Origin of the sequence: Pseudomonas sp. App30, from assembly GCF_047947025.1 — a bacterium.
Lineage (GTDB): Bacteria > Pseudomonadota > Gammaproteobacteria > Pseudomonadales > Pseudomonadaceae > Aquipseudomonas.
Genome location: NZ_CP133165.1, coordinates 1,813,359 through 1,837,964, shown reverse-complemented (window position 1 = coordinate 1,837,964; position 24,606 = coordinate 1,813,359). Strand labels below are relative to the sequence as shown.

General features: G+C 62.5%; 28 protein-coding genes. 10 read left to right on the top strand and 18 right to left on the bottom strand.

Going from position 1 to position 24,606, the window contains the following annotated elements; all coding sequences use genetic code 11:
• Position 1: 1 nt before the first annotated feature.
• The 3 genes from RAM80_RS08390 to RAM80_RS08380 all read left to right on the top strand — a co-directional run bounded on the left by RAM80_RS08390 (position 2) and on the right by RAM80_RS08380 (position 4,010).
• Positions 2-1,060: a 4-oxalomesaconate tautomerase gene (locus tag RAM80_RS08390; protein WP_416425785.1), complete on the top strand. Its 1,059-nt coding sequence runs from the start codon at positions 2-4 to the stop codon at positions 1,058-1,060.
• Between the two features lie 131 nt (positions 1,061-1,191).
• Entirely contained in the window at positions 1,192-2,853 is a 1,662-nt protein-coding gene (locus tag RAM80_RS08385) for an MFS transporter (protein ID WP_416425784.1), read from the top strand.
• Positions 2,850-4,010 carry an HlyD family secretion protein gene (locus RAM80_RS08380; protein WP_416425782.1) on the top strand — a complete coding sequence of 387 codons (1,161 nt, stop codon included), beginning with the start codon at positions 2,850-2,852 and terminating at the stop codon, positions 4,008-4,010. Before RAM80_RS08385 ends, RAM80_RS08380 begins: the two co-directional genes overlap by 4 nt.
• A gap of 39 nt (positions 4,011-4,049) precedes the next feature.
• On the opposite strand, the gene RAM80_RS08375 is transcribed toward RAM80_RS08380, so the two are convergent.
• From RAM80_RS08375 to RAM80_RS08325, 11 genes are all read right to left on the bottom strand, one after another.
• Complete coding sequence (locus RAM80_RS08375; RefSeq protein WP_416425781.1) at positions 4,050-4,598, bottom strand: PH domain-containing protein; 549 nt, start codon at positions 4,596-4,598, stop codon at positions 4,050-4,052.
• Between the two features lie 257 nt (positions 4,599-4,855).
• Positions 4,856-5,827, bottom strand: coding sequence for a hypothetical protein (locus RAM80_RS08370; protein ID WP_416425780.1), 972 nt, complete (start codon positions 5,825-5,827; stop codon positions 4,856-4,858).
• On the bottom strand, positions 5,812-6,504 hold the full coding sequence (locus RAM80_RS08365) for a hypothetical protein (RefSeq protein ID WP_416425779.1): 693 nt from the start codon (positions 6,502-6,504) through the stop codon (positions 5,812-5,814). The genes RAM80_RS08370 and RAM80_RS08365 overlap by 16 nt, the downstream gene beginning before the upstream one ends.
• Before the next feature lie 134 nt (positions 6,505-6,638).
• On the bottom strand, positions 6,639-6,974 hold the full coding sequence (locus tag RAM80_RS08360) for a hypothetical protein (RefSeq protein ID WP_416425778.1): 336 nt from the start codon (positions 6,972-6,974) through the stop codon (positions 6,639-6,641).
• A complete protein-coding gene (locus RAM80_RS08355) occupies positions 6,971-7,882 on the bottom strand; it encodes a hypothetical protein (RefSeq protein WP_416425776.1) in 912 nt (303 codons plus the stop codon). Before RAM80_RS08355 ends, RAM80_RS08360 begins: the two co-directional genes overlap by 4 nt.
• Entirely contained in the window at positions 7,879-8,586 is a 708-nt protein-coding gene (locus RAM80_RS08350; RefSeq protein WP_416425774.1) for a hypothetical protein, read from the bottom strand. Before RAM80_RS08350 ends, RAM80_RS08355 begins: the two co-directional genes overlap by 4 nt.
• A gap of 8 nt (positions 8,587-8,594) precedes the next feature.
• The gene (locus RAM80_RS08345; RefSeq protein WP_416425772.1) at positions 8,595-10,268 is read right to left on the bottom strand and encodes a phage tail protein; all 1,674 of its coding nucleotides are present in this window, start codon (positions 10,266-10,268) and stop codon (positions 8,595-8,597) included.
• 9 nt (positions 10,269-10,277) lie between these two features.
• Positions 10,278-10,802 carry a phage tail protein gene (locus RAM80_RS08340; RefSeq protein WP_416425770.1) on the bottom strand — a complete coding sequence of 175 codons (525 nt, stop codon included), beginning with the start codon at positions 10,800-10,802 and terminating at the stop codon, positions 10,278-10,280.
• Positions 10,795-11,970 carry a baseplate J/gp47 family protein gene (locus RAM80_RS08335; RefSeq protein ID WP_416425768.1) on the bottom strand — a complete coding sequence of 392 codons (1,176 nt, stop codon included), beginning with the start codon at positions 11,968-11,970 and terminating at the stop codon, positions 10,795-10,797. The genes RAM80_RS08340 and RAM80_RS08335 overlap by 8 nt, the downstream gene beginning before the upstream one ends.
• Positions 11,967-12,284, bottom strand: coding sequence for a DUF2590 family protein (locus tag RAM80_RS08330; RefSeq protein ID WP_416425767.1), 318 nt, complete (start codon positions 12,282-12,284; stop codon positions 11,967-11,969). Before RAM80_RS08330 ends, RAM80_RS08335 begins: the two co-directional genes overlap by 4 nt.
• On the bottom strand, positions 12,281-14,233 hold the full coding sequence (locus RAM80_RS08325; RefSeq protein WP_416425766.1) for a phage tail tape measure protein: 1,953 nt from the start codon (positions 14,231-14,233) through the stop codon (positions 12,281-12,283). The genes RAM80_RS08330 and RAM80_RS08325 overlap by 4 nt, the downstream gene beginning before the upstream one ends.
• A gap of 198 nt (positions 14,234-14,431) precedes the next feature.
• On the opposite strand from RAM80_RS08325, the gene RAM80_RS08320 reads away from it, so the two are divergent.
• Positions 14,432-14,884 carry a hypothetical protein gene (locus tag RAM80_RS08320; RefSeq protein WP_416425765.1) on the top strand — a complete coding sequence of 151 codons (453 nt, stop codon included), beginning with the start codon at positions 14,432-14,434 and terminating at the stop codon, positions 14,882-14,884.
• A gap of 3 nt (positions 14,885-14,887) precedes the next feature.
• Here the strand turns inward: RAM80_RS08320 and RAM80_RS08315 are convergent, their stop codons facing one another.
• The 5 genes from RAM80_RS08315 to RAM80_RS08295 are packed head-to-tail and all read right to left on the bottom strand — an operon-like array spanning position 14,888 to position 17,457.
• Positions 14,888-15,031 (bottom strand): DUF6890 family protein, encoded by a 144-nt coding sequence (locus RAM80_RS08315; RefSeq protein ID WP_416427434.1) that lies wholly within the window; start codon positions 15,029-15,031, stop codon positions 14,888-14,890.
• Between the two features lie 20 nt (positions 15,032-15,051).
• The gene (locus RAM80_RS08310; protein WP_416425764.1) at positions 15,052-15,339 is read right to left on the bottom strand and encodes a putative phage tail assembly chaperone; all 288 of its coding nucleotides are present in this window, start codon (positions 15,337-15,339) and stop codon (positions 15,052-15,054) included.
• A gap of 60 nt (positions 15,340-15,399) precedes the next feature.
• Entirely contained in the window at positions 15,400-15,849 is a 450-nt protein-coding gene (locus RAM80_RS08305) for a phage protein (protein ID WP_416425763.1), read from the bottom strand.
• Positions 15,850-15,852: 3 nt separating this feature from the next.
• Positions 15,853-16,965 (bottom strand): DUF2586 domain-containing protein, encoded by a 1,113-nt coding sequence (locus RAM80_RS08300; RefSeq protein WP_416425762.1) that lies wholly within the window; start codon positions 16,963-16,965, stop codon positions 15,853-15,855.
• 36 nt (positions 16,966-17,001) lie between these two features.
• The gene (locus tag RAM80_RS08295) at positions 17,002-17,457 is read right to left on the bottom strand and encodes a phage tail protein (protein ID WP_416425761.1); all 456 of its coding nucleotides are present in this window, start codon (positions 17,455-17,457) and stop codon (positions 17,002-17,004) included.
• A gap of 285 nt (positions 17,458-17,742) precedes the next feature.
• On the opposite strand from RAM80_RS08295, the gene RAM80_RS08290 reads away from it, so the two are divergent.
• A complete protein-coding gene (locus RAM80_RS08290; protein WP_416425760.1) occupies positions 17,743-17,997 on the top strand; it encodes an ogr/Delta-like zinc finger family protein in 255 nt (84 codons plus the stop codon).
• A gap of 101 nt (positions 17,998-18,098) precedes the next feature.
• Here the strand turns inward: RAM80_RS08290 and gudD are convergent, their stop codons facing one another.
• Together gudD and RAM80_RS08280 are read right to left on the bottom strand one after the other, a co-directional pair.
• Positions 18,099-19,433, bottom strand: a complete 1,335-nt coding sequence (gene gudD / locus RAM80_RS08285; RefSeq protein WP_416425759.1) for a glucarate dehydratase — start codon at positions 19,431-19,433, stop codon at positions 18,099-18,101.
• A 25-nt stretch (positions 19,434-19,458) separates the two neighbouring features.
• Entirely contained in the window at positions 19,459-20,739 is a 1,281-nt protein-coding gene (locus tag RAM80_RS08280; RefSeq protein WP_416425758.1) for an MFS transporter, read from the bottom strand.
• Between the two features lie 478 nt (positions 20,740-21,217).
• Between RAM80_RS08280 and cydP the strand changes: the two genes are divergently transcribed.
• The 5 genes from cydP to RAM80_RS08255 are packed head-to-tail and all read left to right on the top strand — an operon-like array spanning position 21,218 to position 24,560.
• A complete protein-coding gene (gene cydP, locus RAM80_RS08275) occupies positions 21,218-21,415 on the top strand; it encodes a cytochrome oxidase putative small subunit CydP (protein ID WP_416425757.1) in 198 nt (65 codons plus the stop codon).
• On the top strand, positions 21,412-23,013 hold the full coding sequence (locus RAM80_RS08270; RefSeq protein WP_416425756.1) for a cytochrome ubiquinol oxidase subunit I: 1,602 nt from the start codon (positions 21,412-21,414) through the stop codon (positions 23,011-23,013). The genes cydP and RAM80_RS08270 overlap by 4 nt, the downstream gene beginning before the upstream one ends.
• Positions 23,013-24,155, top strand: a complete 1,143-nt coding sequence (gene cydB, locus RAM80_RS08265) for a cytochrome d ubiquinol oxidase subunit II (RefSeq protein WP_416425755.1) — start codon at positions 23,013-23,015, stop codon at positions 24,153-24,155. Before RAM80_RS08270 ends, cydB begins: the two co-directional genes overlap by 1 nt.
• Before the next feature lie 11 nt (positions 24,156-24,166).
• Positions 24,167-24,283 (top strand): cytochrome bd-I oxidase subunit CydX, encoded by a 117-nt coding sequence (cydX, locus tag RAM80_RS08260; RefSeq protein ID WP_416425753.1) that lies wholly within the window; start codon positions 24,167-24,169, stop codon positions 24,281-24,283.
• Positions 24,273-24,560: a cyd operon YbgE family protein gene (locus RAM80_RS08255; RefSeq protein WP_416425752.1), complete on the top strand. Its 288-nt coding sequence runs from the start codon at positions 24,273-24,275 to the stop codon at positions 24,558-24,560. Before cydX ends, RAM80_RS08255 begins: the two co-directional genes overlap by 11 nt.
• The last annotated feature ends 46 nt before the right edge of the window (positions 24,561-24,606 follow it).

The following is a 24,606-nucleotide window of genomic DNA, read 5'->3' as shown; positions in this document are numbered from 1 at the left end:
CGTGGCCCAGCGTCGAATTCCTTGCCTGATGATCCGTGGTGGCACCTCCAAGGGGGCCTACTTCCTGGCCAGCGACCTGCCTGACGACAGCGCCGCCCGCGACCGCCTGCTGCTGGCCGCCATGGGGTCGCCCGATGCCAGGCAGATCGACGGCATTGGCGGCGGCGACTCGCTGACCAGCAAGGTGGCGATCATCAAGCCTTCGACGCGCCCCGGCGTTGACGTCGACTACCTGTTTGCCCAGGTGGTGGTGGATGAACCGCGGGTGGACTACGGCCAGAACTGCGGCAACATCCTCGCCGGCGTCGGCCCCTTTGCCCTGGAGCGCGGCCTGGTCAAGGCCAGCGGCGACGTCACCGCCGTGCGCATCTTCATGGAGAATACCGGCCAGACCGCCACCGCCCAGGTGCAGACCCCGGGCGGCGAAGTGGCCTACGCCGGTGACACCCGTATCGACGGCGTGCCGGGCACCTCGGCGGCCATTGTCATCGACTTCGACGACATCGCCGGCTCCAGCTGTGGCGAACTGTTTCCCACCGGCAACGTCGTCGATACCTTCGACGGCGTGGCGGTAACCTGCATCGACAACGGCATGCCGGTGGTGCTGATCCGCGCCGCCGACCTGGGCCGCACGGGCTACGAAAGCCGTGCCGAGCTGGACGCCGACACGCAATTGAAGGCGCGCATCGAGGCCATCCGCCTGCAGGCGGGCCCAGCCATGAACCTGGGCGACGTCAGCGCGCGTACGGTGCCGAAGATGTGCCTGGTGGCGGCGCCGCAGCAGGGCGGGGCCATCAGCAGCCGCAGCTTCATCCCGCACAAGTGCCATGCATCCATTGGCGTGTTTGGCGCAGTCAGCGTCGCCACGGCGTGCCTGTACCCAGGCTCAGTGGCCGATGGCCTTGGCGTGGTGCCCGAAGGCGCCTACAAGCGCCTGGCGGTGGAACATCCCACCGGTGAATTCACCGTGGCGGTGCACACCGATAACGGCCAGGTGATCAGCTGTGGCCTGGTGCGTACGGCGCGGTTGCTGTTCGATGGCCAGGTGTGTATCGGCTGACCCCGTAGCCGCTGCCTGACGGCAGCGGCTACGGATTTGCATCATAGGCCTGCGAACTGGCGCAACCCGTTGCAGTCGGATTTACTGGTACCCTCATAGGGTCAACGTTTTTCCGACTCCAACAGGTGCCAATGGACCGCTACGCCCCCCACCAATGGCTGCCCCACGAAAAGCCGACGCTGCCCGGTTCACCGTCGACGCCGCTGCATTCCACGCCCAAGCGCCTGGCGTTCGGCGCGGTCGGGCTGCTGGTGGCCATCACCGGCGGCCTGGGCAACGCGCTGGTCACCGCCAACCTGCAATTCCTGCAGGGCGCCCTGGGCGCCACCCAGGCGGAAATGGCCTGGCTGCCGGCCGCCTACGTCATGACCAACATCTCCATGAACCTGGTGCTGGTGAAGTTCCGCCAGCAGTTTGGCCTGCGCGCGTTCACCGAAGGCTTCCTGGTGCTGTACGCCCTGGTGACCTTCGCCCACCTGTTCGTCAACGACCTCGACTCGGCCATTGCCGTGCGCGCGGCCCACGGCATGGTGGGGGCGGCGCTCAGCTCCCTGGGCCTGTATTACATGACCCAGGCCTTCCCGGCGAAATGGCGGCTCAAGGCCCTGGTGCTGGGGCTGGGCTCATCGCAGCTGGCCTTGCCCCTGGCCCGGGTGTTCTCCGAAGACCTGCTGCAGATCGCCGAATGGCGCGGGCTCTACCTGTTCGAACTGGGCCTGGCGCTGACCGCCCTGGGCTGCGTGTTCATGCTCAAGCTGCCGCCCGGCGACCGCTTCAAGACCTTCGAACCGCTGGACTTCCTCACCTTCGGCATCCTCGCCACCGGCTTTGCCCTGCTATGCGCGGTGCTGTCCCTGGGGCGCATCGACTGGTGGCTGGCGGCGCCGTGGATCGGCTGGGCCTCGGCGGCGGCCATCGTGCTGATCTTCACCGGCCTTGCCATCGAGCATAACCGCAGCAACCCCATGCTCATGACCCGCTGGCTGGGCAGCGGCGTGGCCATCCGCCTGGCGCTGGGGGTGATCCTGATCCGCATGGTGGCTTCGGAACAATCCACCGGCGCGGTGGGCTTCCTGCAGGCGCTGAACATGAGCCAGGAGCAGATGCGCAGCCTGTATTTCGTGATGCTGGTGGGCGCGGTGGCGGGGCTGGCGGTCAGCGCCTGGACCATCCGCCCCGAGCACCTGTTCATGCCGCTGATCGTCTCCCTGGCGCTGATGGCCACCGGGTCCTACATGGATTCGTTCTCCAACAACCTCACGCGGCCCTGGAACATGTACTTCAGCCAGTTCCTGCTGGCCTTCGGCGGCACGTTCTTCGTCGGCCCGACCATGGCCCTGGGCACCCGCAACGTCATCACCAACCCGCGCAACCTGATCAGCTTCTCGGTGCTGTTCGGTATCTGCAATAACCTGGGCAGCCTGATCGGCGCGGCACTGCTGGGCACCTACCAGATCGTGCGGGAGAAATTCCATTCCAGCGTCATCGTCGAGCAGCTCACCTTGATGGACCCGTTGGTGGTGGCCCGCGTGCAGAGCAGCGCGGCCAGCTATGCTTCCACCGTGGCCGACCCCTCGGCGCGCACCAACCTGGGCTACCGCGCGCTGTCCACCGTGGCCACCCGCGAGGCCAACATCCTCGCCTACAACGACGTGTTCATGTTCATCGCCGGCGTCGCGGTGCTGACCATGCTCTGGATCTTCATCCGCAGCCTGTGGCTGCTGACTACCACCACCCAGGCGGCCCCACCGGCGCCGCCTTCCGTACCTGCCAGCGGCGCGCCCCCTTCATGACCGAACCGACCACCACGACCACCAACGCCATCGCCTCCACCCCCGAGGGCGTGGCCCCGCCTGCCACGGCGCCACGCTCGCTGCGGGTGCGGGTGATTTCCTCGCTGATGTTCGCCAGCGTCGCCATCGTCGGCGTGCTGATCGTGCTGTACGCCTGGGAACTGCCGCCGTTCAGCAGCAAGATCGAGAGCACCGAGGATGCCCTGGTGCGCGGCCAGACCACCATCATCGGCCCGCAGCTGAGCGGCTACGTGTTCGAGGTGCCGGTGCAGGACTTCCAGTTCGTCAAGACCGGCGACCTGCTGGTGCGCCTCGACGACCGCATCTACAAGCAGAAGGTCGACCAGTCCCTGGCGCAGTTGGACCAGGCCAAGGCCTCCCTGGCCAACAACCTGCAGCAGCGGCGCAGCGCCGAAGCCACCATCGACCAGCGCCAGGCCGCGATCGGCGACAGCGACGCCCAGGCGCGCAAGAGCGCCGCCGACCTGCGCCGCAACGAAGACCTGATCAGCGACGGCTCGGTGTCGCGCAGCCAGCTCGACGTGACCCGCGCCGCCAACGCTGCGGCCATCGCCTCCCTGGCCCAGGCCAAGGCCGCGCTGGAAATCTCGAAACAGGACCTGCAGACCGTCATCGTCAACCGCGCCTCCCTCGAAGCCGCCGTCAGCAGCGCCGAAGCTGCCGTGGAACTGGCGCGCATCGACTACGCCAACACCCGCATCACCGCCCCGCGCGACGGCCAGCTGGGGCAGATCAGCGTGCGCCTGGGCGCCTACGTCAACTCCGGCGCCCAGCTCATGGCCCTGGTGCCGGACAACCTCTGGGTCATCGCCAACATGAAGGAAACCCAAATGGCCAATGTGCGCGTCGGCCAGCCCGCCACCTTCACCGTCGACGCCCTCAACCACCTGCGCCTGCGCGGCCACGTGCAACGCATCTCGCCAGCCACCGGCTCGGAATTCAGCCTGCTGCAGGCCGACAACGCCACCGGCAACTTCGTCAAGATCGCCCAGCGCATCCCGGTGCGCATCACCGTCGACAAGGACCAGCCGGAGGCGCAACGCCTGCGGCCGGGGATGTCGGTGGTGGTGAGTATCGATACCGGGTATGTGGTGGAGGGGGAGCGTGGGGTGCCGGAGGAGGGGGTTGAGGATTGAGGGCGTGGCTGACAGTGGATAACTAAAGACTAAGCACAGTTAGGAGTTAGGAAGTTTTTTGTCGTTGCCGCTAGAGCCGAAGCCACGTGCCAAGAAAAGTCCGCTGTGTTTGAGCGGCGGCGACGATAAAGTTGGTGATCTGGCCTCCCCGGGGGGATTGGTGTCTGGCGATGCGCGTTGGCGTTGTTCAATCGCTATTGCTGCTTTTTTGACAAATGAAGGTACCCCTGAGAAAGACACTCGGATTTTTTGAGTGGCTGCAGCCGTTGCTATGTTGTGCTGATGGACGATTGTTAGCGCACCGTGGAAAAAACCTGGCTTTGCCGAAATTGAGGTGATTTTCTCCAACTCGATTGAGGAAAGCTTGGTTGCTCCAGATTTGGCTACGTGCAAAAAAATTAGCCTTAAGTCCGTCAATGTAATCAGCCAGAGATGTTGGTCGACTTGCCCCATGCAACTGGCAAGCTTCATTTCTTCCTTCAAGAGAACCGCAGGTAAATAAGCGCGTTCACGTTGAGTCAGCCAAAGCTCTCGTTTTTTATCAACTTGCTCATTCCATTCATATATAAATTTAATTAATGTGCTCATGATGGGTGACCATAAAATTATGGAGTGGGTGACTAGGGTTTTGTATGGGTTTGTTGGATTTGTTAAAGTTGGTTTTTCATAGTGAGAAGTATGGGTGTCTTAAGTTTGGTCGAGCTGTGTTTATCCGCGCCGCCACCGACCGATGACAAAGACCAAATGTTAAAAGGCTGGCCTGTTCCTTGATGCCAGCCACGTCCGATCGAGATGTAAGTTATTTCCTGAAAATAGGTTGAAATTGTTCTCTTTTTTTAACGTGCTTAAAGGGTGATGTTTTTCAGTGTGTTGGCGAGTGCCGCCGCATTCAGCGAATTTTTGGCAAACGCATCTCTGTTATCGGGTGGTGCTCCGGGCGAGTGCTGGTGGCCGGCCAGTTGCGTGTTCATTCGCTCCACCAATGTCAGTAGCTCAATGAGCACCTGCAAGACATTGATCGTTTCCGAGCCTAACCACGTTCGTGGCGCCTGCAGGCGCTGGGAGATGTTGGCGATGCTGGTGCGCACGCCCTTAATGGTTTCATGCAAGTCGGCACCGACGGTGCAGTACTGGTTGCCAGCGGCCAGCAGGTTCACATTACCGCCGGTGGCCAGGTTCATGTCGTCCAGGCTGGTAAAGTCCATTGTTCCTGCGCAGTCCAGGCGCAAGGCTCCCAGCGCTTCCAGGCTTTTTACTCCCCCCACGGACTCATGACTGTGCTCCGCCACAACCTGGTCGCTGCTTTGGTACGACTCGTGGTTGTTGATCGCCTCTATCGTGCGCGCGCTGCTGCGGTCGTGTATGCCTTGGTCGGTCTGGCGCAACCAGTTGCCGTCGGCGTCCGCGCGTTGTTGCACGTGGTCGCTGTGTTGCCAGAGCTGGTCGCCACGCGGCAAAGGGCGAAGCGTCAGATCATGGGGTAGTACCTGCAGGATGAACGGCTTGTGGGGTAGGCCGTAGGCGAAGCTGATCACCACGAGCGTGCCTTCTTCGGGAAAGCCAAAAAAACCTTGCTCGTTGCCACCGGCAGGGATCGGCAGGGGAACCGCTGCCAATAGCGGCGTTTGTGAATCAGGTTCGCCATTGGCATCCAGGACCTGTACATCCACGGCATAGCGAGGTCGGTACTCGTCGCACAGACCGGGTTGCGCGAGTGGATCCGCCACGCCAACCACCCGGGCGAAACGAGGCAGGTGGTAGCCGCTGACCAGCTCGGGAAAGCGGCGCTCGACGATGCGATTTACTGTGTCTTCCATTTCACGGCCATCTTGCTGTCGCTGAGCGTGATCGAGACGATTCGCTGGCGATGGTTGAAGGAGGCGCCGGGCCGCAGCCCAGGCAGTGCGGCAATCAGGGCGCGTTGGTTGCCCTGGACTGCTTCGAATAGTTGCGGCGGCAGTTCCAGCGGGGCGCGCTGGCCCCATTCGCTGTCCGCCCATGCACCTGCGAAGAGGCGGCCATCGCTTTGCTGTTGCCAGACGAAATCATCGATGGCGAACACTTGGCGCAGGCTGTCCACGGCCTGCAGGCCGTTGCCCAATGAATAAAAACAAGGGGCTCGGTGACGGGCATACGCCGCTTCGGGAACCTGCAGTTCCATGCCTGTGAGCCGCCCGATTTCGCCAAGCACTTGCGCCAGGTCGGCATGGCGCAAGGCCAGGGGCATGGGGGTGTGCAGGACTGCGGTCAGTTCGCGGCAGTACACCTGCTGCTGTTGCGCGTTGATCGGTACGCAGCGCTCAACCTGGCCAGTGAACAAACGCTGCAGTGGATCGTTGTTGTAGCCCAGGTCCAGGCTGACGGCGCCTTGCAGGGGGGCCTGCGCGTGCACGGTAAACGACGCTCGACCCGGGTTTTGCAGCTCCAGGCGCACTTCTTCCCTGATCAGGTGCACATCCTGCCCAGCGATTATCAAGCGTTTATGCAGCTTCATGGCGCGGGTCCTCCACCTGGCAATTGGGCGAGGACCTTTTCCAGGATAGTCTGGCCCTGGCTGGTCGAAGCGGGCCGGCGCCCCTCCGCTCGCTCCGGGTTGGAGTGCTGTTCGATCAGGCCGAACTGCACCTGCTACGCGTGCAGGTGATCGTCCTCGCGAATACTCAGGTTGTCGCTGAATTGCACCTGCCGTACCCCGAACGCTTCGGCGCTGTCGTTGACCAGCCGGTAGGTATGCAATTGGCCGTCTGCTGCCGTGGCTTCGGCCAGCCGGATAAGTGCTTCGAGGTGGGAGCGGTCCACATAAGGCACTATCAGCGAGACTGTGAGGGTCTTGGGTTTGAAACCAGTGTGCGCCCGGCCGGTTTGGCTGGTCTGGCCCGACAGGTCTTCACTCTCGATGCGCAGGTTGGCGGACACCTTCAGGGCCTTGCCATGCACTTTCTGGCCATCCAATAACAGCGTCATAGCCCCACCAGTTCGCTGACGCAAGCCAGCGCCTGTTGGTCGCCAACCAGTATGGCTCCGGCGCACATGATCCATTCGTGCCCGGGTTTGTCGCCTTCCAGCAGCTGGCGCCGAAGTTCCTGGAGGTTACCGGGGCCAACCCGGCGCACTTGGACGTTGCGGACTTCGCCGGTGTTTGCCGGGTTGCCCTGGGCAGCGGCCAAACGTTGCTCGGTGGCCTGTTGGTGCGCGACTTTTCGCTCCGCCAGGTGTTGGAGTGCGTGCAACGGAGGTTGCGCGGCAACGCTGGTTTCCATCAGTCTCAGTTGGCTGCGCAGTGCCTGGTGTGCTTCGCGGACTACCGGGGTCTGGGCCAGGGCAACCGTGCCCCACTGTGGCAGCGGGGCAGCGACCGGCTTGTGCCATTTCTCGTTTTCCAGCGTGGCCAGCAACCGCGCGCGGCGTTCGCACCGCTGCAGTTCCAGGAGTGGCAAGAGTGTGTTGAAGGTCGCCAATGATGTCGCCAGCTCCGCCGGGCTCGCTGCCAGGATCATGATGGCCAAGGCATAGTGGTCTTCGTGCCGAGTGGCCTGGGCGTCCAGCAGATGGTTGCCCAACTGGTCGAGCAGATTGTTGGCGGACAGGAAGCGGTGCTTGCCCTGGCCTTGGCCGATTCCTGGCTGGAAAGGGGTGAGCACCAGGCAGGCGGGTGCCTGCTCGAAGTGCTGGGTGAGCGATTGGTTTGCCTTGCTCAGGAGGTCGTCGGCGACTGAGGTCACTGGCAACTCGTGTGCCGTGCTTTCCAGCTTTGCCAGGCGCAGGTTTGTAAGCCGCTGCTGCTGGGCCGCGTGTTCCTTTAGCGTGTCGAGGCCGGCCAGCCATTTGATTTTTTGTTGGGGCCATTGTCGGGCCATGGGCTGCCAGGTCATAGGGGCATACTCCATTCCAGGGCCTTCAGGGCGGGCAAGTCCTGATTCGCGACAGCGTGATCGGCAGCGCGCTGCAGGCGATCCAGTTGAAGTGCAGCGGCTTGGTTCGCCAAGGCGAGGTCTTCAACAACCTGGCGCAGTTGCTCGCGGGTGTGAGGCCGGTAGCGACGGTCCGATTGCTCGTCGTGGCAGGGGTACTCTGCATCAAGGTTGGCGGTCACCAGTTCAAGCAGGCTCATTCGGTCGGCCAGCCGGCTGCCGTAGCGATGCGGCGTGCCCAAAGCAGAAGAGGAGACACCCGCCCTCAGATGGTCCTGGTGGTGTTGCTCGAAACCGGCCAGTTTGGCCGCATGCAGTGACGAGAGGACGGCGTGGAGGTCGTCTACCCATTGGCCGCTTTTCCACACTTGATGGGGCGCGGGCTTTTTCAGGGTGTAGCCGTTGGGCAGCGGGCCAACCTGGTCGATGGTCATCGGTTCACAGGTCTGGACGTTGTAGACGACCAAACCTCCGAAGTAGTCCAGCAAGTGCCAGTCGGGGCTGATCCAGCAGGCGATCTTGAATTCGGGCGCGGGGGGCGGAGGCACCTCCACGCAGCCGGCGGGCAGCAGGAATACGCCAGGTTCCAGTGGTGATTCATCGGCCTCGACGGGGCCAACGTAGAGGCCCAGGTAATTGGTCTGGTAGACGGTCTTGGTGGTCATGGGCGGCCTCAGAATTTGATGCAGTAGAGGAGGGCGGTGTTGAATGGGCGGGATTCGTTACCGCCTGCATGATTTACGGTAATGGGGTGAGCATGATTACCTGCAGCGTGAACAACGATGCCGTGCGAATGTTCGCCCGTGCCGTCAATATGCAGGCCATGAGCGTGGTGCCCACTGACCGAGGAGGTACTCCAGGCCCTCACTGCCCTGGTCATGTCATCGCCGGATGTAAGTATTTCATCCGCTCCTCCCCATCCGATGTCACCTTCCTTGATGTTATGGGAGTGCTCGCCCGCTCCTGCTGTGCTGCCAGAGTGACTGTGGTGGCCTGCGTTGTGGCTGCCGGCTCCATGGGCGTGATCGCCTGAGTGTCCGGAGCCGGCTGAATGGTTGTGCGACCCGTTCTGCCAATCCTGATGACTGCCGATAACCCGTCCCGCATCCAACCCTGCACCATCACTCCAACCCCGCAAAAACCGGCCACGAAGATCGGGCAGGTTGAAGGTCACGGTGCCGTCCCCCGCCCCATAAGTCGTACCCACCGCCGCAAACAGCTTGGCGAAGGTGATGCGCGAAACCGCTGTACCGTTGCACTTGAGCCAACCCGCGGGAGCGGCAACCATGGCGAAGGGAGCCACCATGCCAACCAGCGAATCACTGATCTGTGCCTGCAGATGGGCCAATGCTGCTGTGGTCGCCAATACCTCGCTGCTATTGTTTGCAGGGTCGTCGCTCTTGGCGTTGGGCAGTTGGGACAGCCCGACGTCTTCCTTGGTCGTGGCCCGGGCACGCAGCGTGGGGTAGTCACCGACGCGCGCTGCCAAGTGGTGGATCAAACCGCCGTTGGCGCGCAGTACAGTACGTCGGTCCTTGATGGTGGTGGCGTCCGCCAGGTCGGCGATTCTGACGCGCTCGTGGACCAGCCCTGCGCTATCCGTGAAGCTGGCCGCAACCTCGGCACCCCACAGCGGTGAGCAGTGCGCCACGACATCGCCCGCGCCTTCCGGCCGGAGAACCACGTCCAGCCAAAGCGTGTTGGGATACGTGGCAGGTCCCACCGGCAGCGCTTCAGCCGCGGTCACGCGGATGCCGTTGAGGTACGCAAGCCCCGGCTGCAGCGACAATTTGCCGTCGGCCAGGGTCAGTGCGAAGGCCGCGTTGTAGAACAGCGCGTCGCCGAACAAATCCCTGTTGGACAGCTGTTCCCGGCCGTCGATGCCGCGCAGGCGCACGGTGAAATCGTGTTGCCAGGTGCTGGCATCCACCGTCACTTCGGTCAGCGCCTGGGCGCCGTCGAACAGCAGCATGAAATTACGCGTGACATTGTTGCCCACCTGATGAGGAGGAATGTTTTTGCGCTTCTGCTGCAGAGGGACGTGGGCCACGCTGACCAGCACGCCCTCAGCGCTTTCCAGGGCAATCCAGTTCCAGTCGAAATCGCCCACCTCGCTGCCCAGCATCAGGCTGTAGACCACCTGGTTGGGGTTGACGAAACCAGCCTGGGTGACAGCGGTCCGGTGCACGATATGTTCGGCAGCAGGGGCGGCGGCGTCGCGGTCAATGGGGGCGGTGCTGTCCAGCTCCGGGACATGTGCCAGCACGAAGTGCTCGATCAGCAGCCCCTGGCGGGCCGCGAGCTTTTCGGCGATCAGGCGTTCGCCGGCGGTGGTGATAATGGCCATGATGCGTTCCTAAAGGCGGGCGACCAGCGTCTGCTGGTCGTCGTTGAAGTCGAGGGCGGCTACCAGCAGCCCCACGCGGGTATGGGTGACAAAGTCGTAGCGCCGGCAGGTGCGGCCGTATTGCTGGGCAATGACACGGAGCAGTTCGGGGCTGTCCGACAGCTGTGAATCGCTGAGTTTGAGCAGCACCACGTCCCAGTCGCGGTCGGGCAGGCGCTCCTCGATCTCCACGTAGCCCACCCCAAGGCGCTGCAGGATGCGCTTGAGGCCCGCGCTGGAGCCTGCATCCGCGGCGTTGATGAAGGCGTGCTTGACCCGCAGGCGGTAGAGGTTGTCCGGTTCGTCCCGGTAGCGAGTGATGTCCCGCTGCCACGCCAGCAGATCAAGCAGTGTCGAGTGGCAGGTCTGGGCGTCCGCCTGGTGCAGCGGCCACTGGCACCATCCCTCGACCTGTTGCCACCACGCTTGCGCAGCAGCCTGCAGGCGTGCCAACTGCGGGCCGGCCAGCCAGAACGGCAAGTTGAGCTTAATCATGGAGGCGGACCTCCAGCTGTTCCAGCCGGGGTATTTCCAGCTCGCTGACGACGTCGGCCTGGGCGAAGCGCAACGACTCGATCTGCGGGAATTGTTCGTGCAGCTCTTCGCCCAGGCGACTGAACGAGAAGCGTGATTGCGGCAGGGTCAGGGTAGGTTGGTAGTCCTGGGTGGAGCTTTCCCGGAACGCCGCGCGGATGAACAACTCAACCTGGCGGTGCAACTGGATGCGCACGTCGCGGCCCAGATTGGGTTTCAGCCACAGGTCCATGGCCAGCGGGTGGCGGGTTTCAGGCATGGGCAGCACCAGCAGGTCGTCGCCATGGCCGTGATGGCCTTCATCGCGAATGTGCTGGTTGATGCGCGCCAGATACTCCTGGGCCGGTGCCCCGGCCTCGAATAGCACCAGGGCATTGGCGCTGCCAGGCCCGCGCGGGGCGCCGTGCTGGAAATAGATGCCGTCGGGGCGTACGCCAGGGAAGGAGGCGATCATGGCCCTGTAGACGGCGTCGGTGTGCCACTGGTTGACGGCGGAGAACTGGTTGCGCGTGCGCAGCCGCAGGGCGTCGTCCGGTTCAGGGTCGGCGCCCGGGTTGGTCAGCCAGTGGTCGTCGTTGATTACCTGGACAATGCCGGGCACGGGCACTGGAAGAATGGCGTAGTAGCCGGGGGCCAGGTTGTAGCCGCTGCCGCTCTCCAGCGCTTTCACGGGAACGCTCAATTGCGTTTCACCGTCGTCGAACCAAGCGGTATCCAGGGTCAGCAGTTCATAGATATGGCCGTTTATGGCCGCCGATTGCACCCGGGTGCCGGCCGCAAGCTCCAGCTTTCCCGCCGCCAAGGCGCGAGTGAACAACAGGTGGCCTTGGGCGTGAGTAGCGGCCTTGCGCTCGGTGTTCACCGCCCAGGCAAGGGTATCCAGCCAAGGGCCGCGGGCGGTCTTGACGAAAAAGTTGGGCAGTACGGTGTCGCTCACGAACTTCAACAGCCACAGCACGGGTTGAGTGACCAGCGTGCTGACGATCCGCCAGAACGGTGAATAGGCACCGGTGTTGTTCAGGGGGCTCCCCTGGCGGGCCACCTCCGCTTCCCAGGCTTCACGCAGTTCGGCTTCCTGGGTCGGAATGCCCGCGTCACGCATGGCCTGCTTGAAATTGATGTCGCTCACAATGTCACCTCCACGGCGCCGAAGCGCGCGCTGTTGGCTGTTACCTGAAAGAGGCCGGGGCGAGGATGGGTGATGCGCACGGTCCCCGGCACCAGTCGTGGATCGTCTTCCACCAGTAGTTCGATGCGTTGCAAGCAATCGCGTTGGCGCAGCCGATCGCGTTCCGCCACCAGTTCCACCAGCAGGCCGCTTTCACGAATCAGGTGGGCGATGTCCTGGGCGATGCTGGCCAGCCCGTCCACCAGGCGTGGTTGATGGGAGGGGTCCAGCACCAGGTCGTTGTTGGCAATCAGCAGGTCGATATGCGGGCTCATCCGGTCATCTCCAGCAGCCCCTGCAGGTCGTGGCTGGTCATGGGTTTGCTGGTGTGGATCTCCACCTTCTCGACGTGGGTGCCACGGTTTTGCTGGGTGGAGTTCTGGATGCTGTTGAGCAGGCCACCGGCGGGCACCTTGTTGGCGTCGGCGGTCGTGATCAGGCTGGGCGTTGCAGCGCTGATGGAGGCGCTGGCGCGGTCCACGGCTGAAAGTTGTTCCTGGCCAGGAGGTTCAGGCAGCGCGCCGAAGCGGGTCTCGATGTTGACCCCGGGAATGCTGTTGAGCATCTCGATCAGGGCGTTGAGGGATTGGTTGAACACGGCGACGATGCTGTCCCACGCGGCGCTGGCAAGGCCCGACCAGCCGCCCATGGAGTTGAACCAGGCGGACAGGGATTCAAACCAGGCGGCCACGGTCTTGAAGGCTTCGGATTCCAGGAGGGCGGTGGTCCATTCGTCCCAGTAATAGATAGCAGCCGCCAGGATGGCGATATAGGCAATAACGGCTGCAACCATAGGTGATATGGGGTTCGCGTATAAAGCGATGTTCAACAACCAGGCAGCCGCTGTGCAGGCGGCATTTACTGCGGCGCAAGTACCCAATACTACGGCCAAGGCAGTTAGTGAAACAATGTGCAGTGCTTTCACTGCAATGCTTTTCAGTGACGCCAAGTAGTTAAACGTTACCAGTTTGGTCAACAATCCCCACGCGGCAGCCATCAACGCTTGGACAGCAAGATAGGTCAGGCAGATGACTTTTAGCGCAGTCATCGCAACTGCCAACACGGAGATGGCAAGCGCGGTGAATGTTATCGCCTTGCCTAATAGAGGGAAGCGCTCGAGTATCGTCTTGACCACAGTGGCCAGCGCGGCGACAGCGTCGGCAACCACCGCGAGTTGGGGGGCAAGGTAAACCCCCAGGCTGAACCACACAGCTTTGACTGAACTGTCAATTTTTGACCAGGCGTCAATCATGGCATTGGCCACTTCTATCGCCGGGCCCAAGCTGTCCACCTGCTGTACCTCCATGAGCGTGGTCTTGAACCTTGTCGAGTGAGTGATCAGGTGCTCGAGCAGGGTGGCCGCCTTTTCGCTGCCGAAGGCTTTACTCAATTCGTCCCGTTCTGCTGCATCGACTACCTCTCCATACTTCGCCTGCAAGCCGTCCAGCATTGTCGTAATACTTGCTACGCCTCCTTGCTCGTTGCTGAAGTTCAGCTTCAAGAGGCTTCCAGCTGTTCCCGAGTTCTCCAGAATTGATGTGTAAGCAGACCCAGCTTCGGTTCCTGGCATATGGGCCGAGCCGAATGCGGTTACGGTCATTATTTCTGCGGGCACAATGCCTGCAGCTGTTGCGACAGGGGCGGCAATGTTGAGATTTTCCTGCATTTTCTCGGGGGCAAGGTTCACGCGCGTTGCCAACAGTGCCGTGCGCCCGGCAAAGGTGTTGAAGAATTGAGCGGTCCCCACTTCTTGCTCGGTGGTTTTGAAGACTTTCGATAGTGTTTCCAGATAGTCGACTACCACGATCGTTTCGCTACCCAGTGCTTTGGCAAGCGTTGCGGTAGCGAATGCGGTCTCGATTTTCAGGTTGTGGTTGAAACCAGCGAAACGCTCATTGATATGGTCGAATGCCCGAAGGAGGCGGTCTGGGCCTTCACCGAACTGAATTGAAAAGTCAAGGTTTCGCGTTTTAAGTGCGGTTAGGTCTTCTTCTGGCATCCCGTGTGCAGCTTTGGGTTGAGTAATTCGCTCTACAGTCATCGGTGTGTTTATTATCGGAGGGGTCTTCTCTGTAATAGTAGTAAGTTTGTTTGCTTGCTCGATTTTTTTGTAAAGGTTATCTTGGGTTTTGCTGCTGCTTTGAAGGGTGCGATGAATCAGGTTTTTAAGTTTGGTGTCGTGATCTTCATATCTGGTGCTTAAGGTTGAGGCTGGCCCGTTCATGATGTAGTCCTGCTCCGATATATTTGTGGGATAGGTCTGCGGTTGTTGTCTGATAGCTCTCTTTTGCCTTGGGGTACATGTTTGTGGGTGACAATTTTCGTGTTCCTCTATTAGTATTTTTCCAATGGAAAGGGGCGGGTTGGCTGCTTCTTTGTCTCCGAGATTTTTACCGTGAACCGAATTTTTCGATTTCCAATTATGTTAATCCTGCTGTTCGTGATTGCTGGATGTGGGGGCTCAGACCTAGTGGTCAGGCTTGGTCAGGCTTCCCACGTATTAATCGTGATTAATAAGGACGAATCGGGTGAGATAGAAAATGCGCAGCTCGGGTTTTCGGGGTTCTTAGATACCGGCGGTAAAGTGGGGTTGAGTTTTTTCATGCCGCCTGCTGTTCTTGCGGAAGGTTATGAGAATAATGGTGACTGGCTGAATGAACATTTTGTATCCCTCCTGGTGGTTCATAAAGGTGAGGCGAAAGAGGTGTATAAGGCGTTTGATAATATTCGGTTTAAAATTGTTAACAGAACTCCTGGCCGATTGGTGTTTTCAGTTGCGGGAAGGTACTTTGATGCGGGAAATAATCAGTACGCATCGGTGGAGCCCATGACTCTCACTTGGTACGGCGATCTATTACAGGATATCTCTAAGTAACCTCTACCCCCCAAACGCCTTAGCAATCCCATTCCCCACCGCAATCTCCATCCGCCGCCAATACTCATCCTCCAGCCACTTCGCCGTACCCAGGTTTTCCGCGCTGGGTTCGGCGCCTGGTAGCCAGCGCTCGCCCAGGGCGAGCAACTGGCCCAAGCCGTCGTCGTTCAATCGCTCGGCGCGGCCGAGGGCTTTTTTACGACTACTTCGATGTCCGGTGAGTAGTCTTCCAGCAGTGCGCCGGCGATCTGCATGGTCAACACCGGGTTACCCAGCAAGGGTCGCAGCGCAGCAAGCTGTTCTGCCTTGACGGTGGTGGTGAGCAGGTTGTTGGAAGGCGCCACCTTGTTGGTGGGCGTCACCGCGTTGAAGTACTTCGCCACGTCCTGGGGGCTGAGGCCGAAAGTGAATTCGCTTTCGCCAACTTGCAGGGTGATATCGCGTCGATCAGTCATGTGCAGCATCCTTTCAGGGGTAGCGGGCCGAACTCGGTCGGCCCGTTTGAGATGATGAATTCAGTTCAGGCCGTCTATTTCGCTGGCATCCAGATACGGCACGCCATTGATGCGGATGAAATCCGGACTGGTGACGTCAAAGGGCACCTTGTGGGTGGTCTTGTTGCCGCCCTTGGGGTCGATGTCCAGCAGGCTGGAGATTTTCAGCCGGCAGCCGAACGCCTCTACTCGCAATTCCTCCTCGCCGGTGCGGGCGAAGAACAGGATGTCGAAGGGCGCCAGCTTGCGGAACGCGCCGGCGCGGCCCGCTGCCTGGATCAGTAGGGAGAAGTTGTTGCTGTCGAATTCGAATTCGCCACTGGCGGCCACGTCGCCATCGATGTGGCCGTCAGGCAGGCCGCGGGTCTGGCCGACGGCGCTGTTATCGGTAATGTCCAGGGTGGCTTTCTGGATATGCACCTGCAGGTCGCCCAGGTTCACATCAAAGTTCATGCCGCTGATACGGGCCATGGTTCATTCCTCATCCAGAGACAGGTCCAGGGCGATGTTCGCCGTCAGGTCCTTGGGGCAGTTGTAGGGGCGCACGCGCAGGTAGGCTTCGATGGTGGTGCGGTTCTTCCAGAGCAGGGTAATGTCGTCATCCAGTGGCGACTGGATATCGCCGGGGTAGGGCACCCCGGCGAAGGTGGCGGACCGCGACATTTCCCGCAGGGGACGCATGAGCGCGGTCTTGGTGGCAGCCATGCTGTTGGGGGAGTTGTTGACCTTTCGATCGGCCACTCGCTGGATCAGCAGCAGGCGAACGCGCCGGGCAGCCTTGTCCACGATGCGCAGGTTTTCCAGCACGGTGAAATCGCTGCCAGGGGCGTCCAGCAGATTGGCGTCGCCCCAGTAAACACCGGGGTAGTCGGGGTAGGTCTGGGGGACCGACAGGCGCGCCTTGTCCAGCTCACTGAGCGTGGCGCTGGACAGGTTCGCGCCGGCACTGTCCCGTGGCGCCTGGCCCAGGCCGACCAGTGCACCGCTGGCCACGCGCATGGGGCTGTCGGCAACGCTGGCCTGGGCGTTGGCGAGGCGGCCGGCCAGCACGCCCAGGTCGTTGCCGTGCAGTTGCGGAACCGCCAATACTCGCCCCGCAGCCACGTCACGGGTGATGGCGCGTTGGGTGGCGAGGTATTCCTCCCAGGTTTGTGCCTGGCTGATACCTGGCGTGGCTGCCATGATGAACAGGCGCCGGCCGTGGCGCGCGCTCAAGGCTGCGGTGGCGGCCTGCATGGCGCTGAGTTCTTCGGCTGCACTGACCGGCTTGGTAATGACCACAGCCTCCACCGAGGCGTTTTCCTGCTGGGCAACGGCAAGTGCATCTTGCCAATTGCCATCTGCTGGCAAGCCCAGGGCCAGGCATGCCCAGCGCGAGCCGCCGTTGGCCCGGGCGGCCTGCAGCTGTAGTTTCAGGTCGCTGTCGGCTCCGCCGAACAAGGTATCCAGGTTGGACTGTGTATCGACGGCAACCAACCTGCCCACGTTGTGGGCGGCAGGGCCGATGAAGAGGAAGAAGCGTTCGATCTCGGTGACCGGGCCTTGGCCCAGGTTGAGATTGTTCACGCTGACGTTACCTTGAGCCATGGTGTGGCCTCGCAAGTCGGTTATGGGGGAGATGAGTCAAAGGGAGCGACCGCGGTCGAGGACGGCGGCTTGTTCGGCTGTCCACAAGTCGTACGGTACGAAGCCCCAGCGTTTGCCGAACGCTTCGAATTCGCCTTCGGGTTCCTCGCTGAGCCAGACGGCTTCGTTGAAAACCAGCAGCAGCTGCAGGTGGTGGTGCTGGTCCACCTGGGGGGAAACGGTGCAGCCGGGGATGTCCAGCTTGCGCAGTTCGGTGTCGTTGTCGTGGCGTTGCAACCAGGCGGCGACCAGGGCCATCAGGCGCAGGGGAGCGATGTCCGTGCGGTAACACTCAAGCACGGCGCGGTAGTTCAACTGGCCCATGCACATGCCCAGGCTGGAGGGCTTCCAGTTCATTTGCAGGTTGATGTGCTCCGCCCGGCTGGAGAGTTGATCAGGGGCCAGTAGCTCGCTTTCGAGCAGGTAGTTGGACAGCGCACGTAACTTTTCCACGTTGCAGCTCCGGATGGGTTCGGGTGCTGACCACGTTAGAAAAGAGCGCCGCTGGGTGACAAACACTTGGGTTTCGATGGCTTCCGATAACGCGAAAATCGAATGCCATCGGAAAAACGCCGGTGTACAAATACGCGTTCAGATGGCCGGGTCAGACCAGCCCATTCCAATGAATGGGGCGGTTGCTTTCAGTCACAGTTTGGTGAGGGGCGAGCGCGGCAAATAGCGGAAATCTGGTGAATACTGGGGGCGTGTTTTCATCGGCAATGACCAGGAGTTAAGGCAATGCAGATCCGCTGCCGCGAGTGCGAAGGACGCGCCATCATCACTACCACCAACCGTTTGAGCAATGAGTTCACACGCCTGTATTGCGCCTGCCGCACGGCCGAGTGTGGCCATAACTTCGTGATGCAGTTGAGCTACTCCCACCCGCTGCGATTGCCGTCGAGCAAGTTGGACCAGCAACTGGTGAATCAGCTTCGCGAGCTGCCGCCGGAGCGGCTGGAAGCCTTGCTGGATGCCCTACGGCAGGCGCGGTAGGGCCGTGGACGCGGCCTTCGGCAGCTGCTACGGGGAACGCGTTTCCCGCGTTATCCGGCCATGTAGCAGCGGCCAAAGGCCGCGTCCGGAACGCTGCGCTATCAACGCACCATGCACGGCTTCTTGTTATCGAACTTCCAGCCCGGAATCAGGAACTGCATGGCCACGCTGTCGTCCCGTGCGCCCAGGCCCATGCCTTTGTAGAGTTCGTGGGCCTTGGCCACGGCGTCCATGTCGATGTCCACGCCCAGGCCCGGCTTGGCCGGGACCTTGACGAAGCCGCCTTCGATCTGCAGCGGCGCCTTGGTCAGGCGCTGGCCGTCCTGCCAGATCCAGTGGGTGTCGATGGCGGTGATGTCGCCGGGGGCGGCGGCGGCCACCTGGGTGAACATGGCCAGGGAAATGTCGAAGTGGTTGTTGGAGTGCGAGCCCCAGGTCAGGCCCCATTCGTGGCACATCTGCGCCACGCGCACCGAGCCCTGCATGGTCCAGAAGTGCGGGTCGGCCAGGGGGATGTCCACCGATTGCAGCTGGATGGCGTGGCCCATTTCGCGCCAGTCGGTGGCGATCATGTTGGTGGCGGTGGGCAGGCCGGTGGCGCGGCGGAACTCGGCCATCACTTCGCGGCCCGAGTAGCCGTTTTCAGCGCCGCAGGGGTCTTCGGCGTAGGCCAGCACCTTGTGCTGGTCGCGGCACAGGGAGATGGCTTCCTTCAGCGACCAGGCGCCGTTGGGGTCCAGGGTGATGCGCGCGTCGGGGAAGCGTTCGGCCAGGGCGGTGACGGCTTCGATTTCCTCTTCGCCGCGCAGCACGCCGCCCTTGAGCTTGAAGTCGTTGAAACCGTACTTGGCCTTGGCGGCTTCGGCCAGGCGCACCACGGCTTCGGGGGTCATGGCCTTTTCGTGACGCAGGCGGCTCCACTCGTCGCTGGCGTCGGGCTCGCTGCGGTAGGCCAGGTTCGTCGCGCTGCGGTCGCCGACGTAGAACAGGTAGCCGAGCATTTTCACCGCGTCGCGCTGCTGGCCTTCGCCCAATAGGGCGGCCACCGGCACTTCCAGGAACTGGCCCAGCAGGTCGAGCAGGGCGGCCTCCATGGCGGTGACGGCGTGGATGGTGATGCGCAGGTCGAAGGTCTGCAGGCCACGGCCGGCGGCGTCGCGGGCGGCGAAGGTGGTGCGCATCTGGTTGAGCACGCGCTGGTACTGGCCGATGGGCTGGCCCACCACCAGGCTGCGGGCGTCTTCCAGGGTTTCGCGGATGCGTTCGCCGCCCGGTACTTCGCCCACGCCAACGTTGCCGCTGCTGTCGGTGAGAATCACGATGTTGCGGGTGAAGTACGGGCCGTGGGCGCCGCTGAGGTTCATCAGCATGCTGTCGTGGCCGGCCACGGGGATCACTTGCAGTTGGGTGACGACGGGGGTGCGTTGAGTGCTCATGTCGGGTTCCTGTGTGTTCGGGAAATCAGTGGGCCTTGCCCAGCGCGGTGCCGTGCAGCGGCGCGCTTGGGGTGGCGGTCGGGGCTTTGGGCTGGGTGCGGGCGAAGAACACCAGCACCGCGGCCAGGATCGAGGTGGCGGTCAGGCCGTACAGGCCGCCCTGAATGGAGCCGGTGCTCTGTTCCAGCAGGCCGAAGGTGGCCGGGGCGACGAAACCGCCCAGGTTGCCCAGGGAGTTGATCAGGGCGATGACGGCGGCGGCGATGCGCACGTCCAGGTACGCCTGGGGAATGGGCCAGAACAGCGACGAGGCCGACTTGAAGCCGATGGCCGCGAAGCACACGGCGACGAAGGCAAACACCGGCCCGCCGGTGGTGGACAGGAACATGCCGGCGGCGGCGATCAGCAGCGCGGTGGCGACCCAGGCCTGCTGGAAGCGGAACTTGCCCGACAGCGCGGCGAAGCCGTACATGGCAATGATCGAGATCAGCCACGGGATGGAGTTGAAGAAGCCCACCTGGAGGTCGCTGAGGTCGCCCATTTTCTTGATGATGCTGGGCAGCCAGAAGGTGGCGGCGTAGATGGTCAGCTGGATGCAGAAGTACAGCACGCAGAAGATCAGGATCTGGCCGTCCTTGAGCAGCTTGCCCAGGGTGGGCTTGACCGTTTGCAGCGCCTCGCGGTCCTTCTGTTCCTGGTCGATGGCGGCCACTAGGCTGTCCTGTTCCTCGCGGCTCAGCCACTTGGCGTCATGGGGCTTGGAGTCCAGCCAGAACCAGACGAAGAAGCCCAGCAGCACTGAGACCATGCCTTCGATGGCGAACATCCACTGCCAGCCGTGCAGGCCCAAGCCGTCCAGCTGCAGCAGTGCGCCGGACAGCGGGCCGGAGATCAGCGAGGCCGCGGCCGAACCACTGAGGAAAATGGCGATGGCCTTGCCGCGTTCGGCGCCGGGCAGCCAGCGGGTGAAATAGTACAGCACGCCGGGGAAGAAGCCGGCCTCGGCCACGCCCAGCAGCACCCGCAGGATGTAGAACTGGGTTTCGTTCTGCACGAACGCCATCAGCGTGGCGACGATGCCCCAGGTGAACATGATGCGCGTCAGCCACACGCGGGCGCCGACTTTCTGCAGCAGGATATTGGAGGGCACTTCAAACAGCGCGTAACCGATGAAGAACAGCCCGGCGCCCAGGCCATAGGCCGCGGCACCGATGCCCAGGTCGTGCTCCATGTGCGTACGCACGAAGCCAATGTTGACCCGGTCGATGTAGTTGACGATGAACATCAAAACGAAGAGTGGGAGCACATGGCTCTTCACTTTGGCGACGGCGCGCGCCAGGAGCGGATCGCCGTCGACGACGGCAGAGGACTGCGTTGAATTGCTCACAATTCAAAATCTCCCACTGATTATTTTTATGCGGGTAGGTGACAGGGTGGCCCCTGTTGACAGTCATCGTACAAGTAGAGGGGCGTTGAAGCAATGGGTTTTGCTGGAATGAGTTGATCTAGCCAGTGGTGACTAACCGCTAATTTAGATCTAGACCCCTGCCGTAGGAGCCGACCTTGGTCGCGATAGGCGCGACGCGTGGCGCACGCCTGGCCGATTGGCGGAGGCCCGATCGCGACCAAGGTCGGCTCCTACCAGTTGTACGCTACTCATCATACAAGTTTGCTGCGCTGGTGTGGCGCTTTGCCACACAGTGATGGCCATTTGAAATTGATCTGGATCAATTTCACCAACAAGCCCCGCTACAAGAATGGCGCACCTCCACCGAGTAGCCGCCATGACCGCTCATTTCGCCTTTCTGAACAAGCCGCTGGCCCGGGAAATAACCCTGGTGCTGGTGCTCAAGCTGGTGCTGCTGGTGGGGATCCGCCTGGTGTGGTTTGGCCCGGCGGCTGACGTCAAGGACGACGGCACGAACCTTGGCCGACACCTGTTCGGCACCCCCTCCGCCCCCCTTGAGAAGAGTCCGAAATGATTTCCGAATCAGTCGTCGACCTATCCCGGCTGCAGTTCGCGATGACCGCGCTGTATCACTTCCTGTTCGTGCCCCTGACCATTGGCATGACCTTCCTGCTGGCCATCATGGAGTCCGTCTACGTGATGACGGGCAAGCAGGTGTACAAGGACATGACCCGTTTCTGGGGCAAGCTGTTCGGTATCAACTTTGCCCTGGGCGTTACCACCGGGCTGACCATGGAGTTCCAGTTCGGCACCAATTGGGCCTATTACAGCCACTACGTGGGCGACATCTTCGGCGCGCCGCTGGCCATCGAAGGCATGATGGCGTTCTTCCTGGAATCGACCTTCATTGGCCTGTTCTTCTTCGGCTGGGAGCGCCTGAGCCGGGTGCAGCACCTGGGCGTCACCTGGCTGGTGGCGATTGGCTCGAACCTGTCGGCGCTGTGGATTCTGATCGCCAACGGCTGGATGCAGAACCCGGTGGGTGCCGAGTTCAACTTCGTCACCATGCGCATGGAACTGGCCAGCTTCAGCCAGTTGCTGCTCAACCCGGTGGCGCAGGTGAAATTCGTGCACACCGTGGCGTCGGGCTACGTCACCGGCTCGATCTTCGTGCTGGCGATTTCCAGTTGGTACCTGCTGAAGGGCCGCGACATCGGCTTTGCCCGGCGCTCGTTCGCCATTGCCGCCGCGTTCGGCATGGCCTCGATCCTGTCGGTGATCGTGCTGGGCGACGAGTCCGGCTACGAGATCGGCGACGTGCAGAAGACCAAGCTGGCCGCCATCGAGGCCGAGTGGGACACCGAGCCCGCGCCCGCCGCCTTCACCCTGTTCGGCCTGCCCAACCAGGCCGAGCAGCGCACCGACTACGCGGTGAAAATCCCTTACGTGATGGGCATCATCGCCACCCGTTCGGTGGACAAGCAGGTCACTGGCATCAAGGACCTGGTGGCCGAGCACGAAGGCCGCATCCGCAACGGCATGCTTGCCTACGAGGCGCTGGGGCGCCTGCGCGGCGGCGACCACAGCGACCAGGCCCTGGCTGCCTTCAACGCGGTGAAAAAAGACCTGGGCTACGGCCTGCTGCTGAAGAAATACACCGACCAGGTGGTGGACGCCAGCGAGACGCAGATCAAGCAGGCGGCGCTGGACTCCATTCCCGGCGTGGCCTCGATCTTATGGACCTTCCGGCTGATGGTGCTCAGCGGCTTCCTGATGCTGTTGCTGTTCGTGTGTGCGTTCTGGGCCTCGGCGCGCAAGAACGAAACCCGCAAGCGCTGGCTGCTGCGCTGGGCGCTGCTGAGCCTGCCGCTGCCGTGGGTGGGCACGCAGACCGGTTGGTACGTGGCCGAGCACGGTCGCCAGCCGTGGTCGATCGGCGAGGTGCTGCCGGTGCACCTGTCGGCCTCGAGCCTGTCGGCAAGCGACGTGTGGGGCTCGCTGCTGGCGCTGGTGGCGTTCTACAGCGTGCTGCTGGTGATCGAGATGTACCTGATGATCAAGTTCGCCCGCCTGGGCCCGAGCAGCCTGCACACCGGCCGGTATCACTTTGAAAACGGCGCCGCCGCTGCACCTGCCGCCGCCCATTCGCCCGTGCTGCAAGGAGCCGTGTGATGTTCGACTATGAAAACCTCAAGCTGATCTGGTGGGTGCTGGTGGGCGTGCTGCTGATCGGCTTCGCCCTGACCGACGGCTTCGACCTGGGCGCCGCGGCGCTTATGCCCTTGGTAAGCCGCAACGACCAGGAGCGGCGGGTGGTGATCAACACCATCGCGCCGCACTGGGACGGCAACCAGGTGTGGCTGATCACCGCCGGTGGCGCGCTGTTCGCCGCCTGGCCGCTGGTGTATTCGGCGGCGTTCTCCGGGCTGTACTGGGCGCTGCTGCTGGTGCTGTTCGCGCTGTTCGTGCGGCCGGTGGGCTTCGACTACCGCAGCAAACTTGAAAACACCCGCTGGCGCCGGGGCTGGGACTGGGCGCTGTGCATTGGCGCGCTGGTGCCCTCGCTGGTGTTTGGCGTGGCGTTCGGCAACCTGTTGCTGGGCCTGCCGTTCCAGTTCGATGACAGCCTGCGCAGCAGCTACCACGGTTCGTTCTGGCAACTGCTGAGCCCCTTCGCGCTGCTGGCGGGGGTGGTCAGCCTGAGCATGCTGTGCCTGCACGGCGGCACCTGGCTGATGATGCGCACCGAGGGCGTCATGGCCCAGCGGGCGCGCAAGGTTTCGCAAGGGCTGGCCTTCGTCTACCTGGCGGCGTTCCTGGGCGCCGGCGCCTGGCTTGCGGCCGGCGATATCAACGGCCTGGTGATCAGCTCCAGCTTCGACCCCAACGTGGCGCTGAATCCCTTGGCCAAGACCGTGGCAGCGGGCAACCCCGGCTGGCTGGGCAATTACGTGACTTACCCGATCACGACCATCGCGCCGCTGCTGGGGGTGTTCGGCGGCCTGCTGGCGCTGATCGCGGCGCTGGGCGACCGGCCACGCATCGCCTTCCTGGGCAGCAGCCTGGCCATCGTCGGCACCCTGTGCACGGCCGGTTTCGCCCTGTTCCCGTTCGTGATGCCGTCCAGCCTGGACCCGGCGTCCAGCCTGACCGTGTGGGACGCGGTGTCGAGCCATACCACGCTGGTCATCATGCTGGTGGCGGCGTCGATCTTCGTGCCGCTGATCCTGTGCTACACGCTGTGGTGCTACGCGAAAATGTGGGGCACCGTCACCCCCGCGCACATCAACGACAACCCCCACGGCCTTTACTGAGGACTGAACACATGTGGTATTTCGCCTGGATTCTGGGAGTGCTGCTGGCGTGCAGCTTCGGCATCATCAATGCGTTGTGGCTGGAGGCGTCCGGTGCGCTGGACGAGGAGGGCAGCGGTGCACGCTGAAACCCTGGGGCCGCTGCGCCGGCCCGCCAGCCGCTGGCTGTCGCTGGCACTGGTGCTGCCGTTGAGCCTGACCCTGCTGCTGCACCCGGTGCTGCTGCTCGACAGCCGCGGGCAGTACAGCCATGGCGTGCTGATGTTGATGTTGTGGGGCATTGCCGCCGGCTACGTGCACGGGGTGGGCTTCGACCCACAGGCGCGGGCGTGGCGGCTGGTGTTCCACCCGCTGCTGGCCTGGTCACTGATGGCCCTGGCCTACGCGGCGCTACTAACCCCGTAGCAGCGGCCGCAGGCCGCGTCCCGTCCGCCATGGCCTATGGCTGATA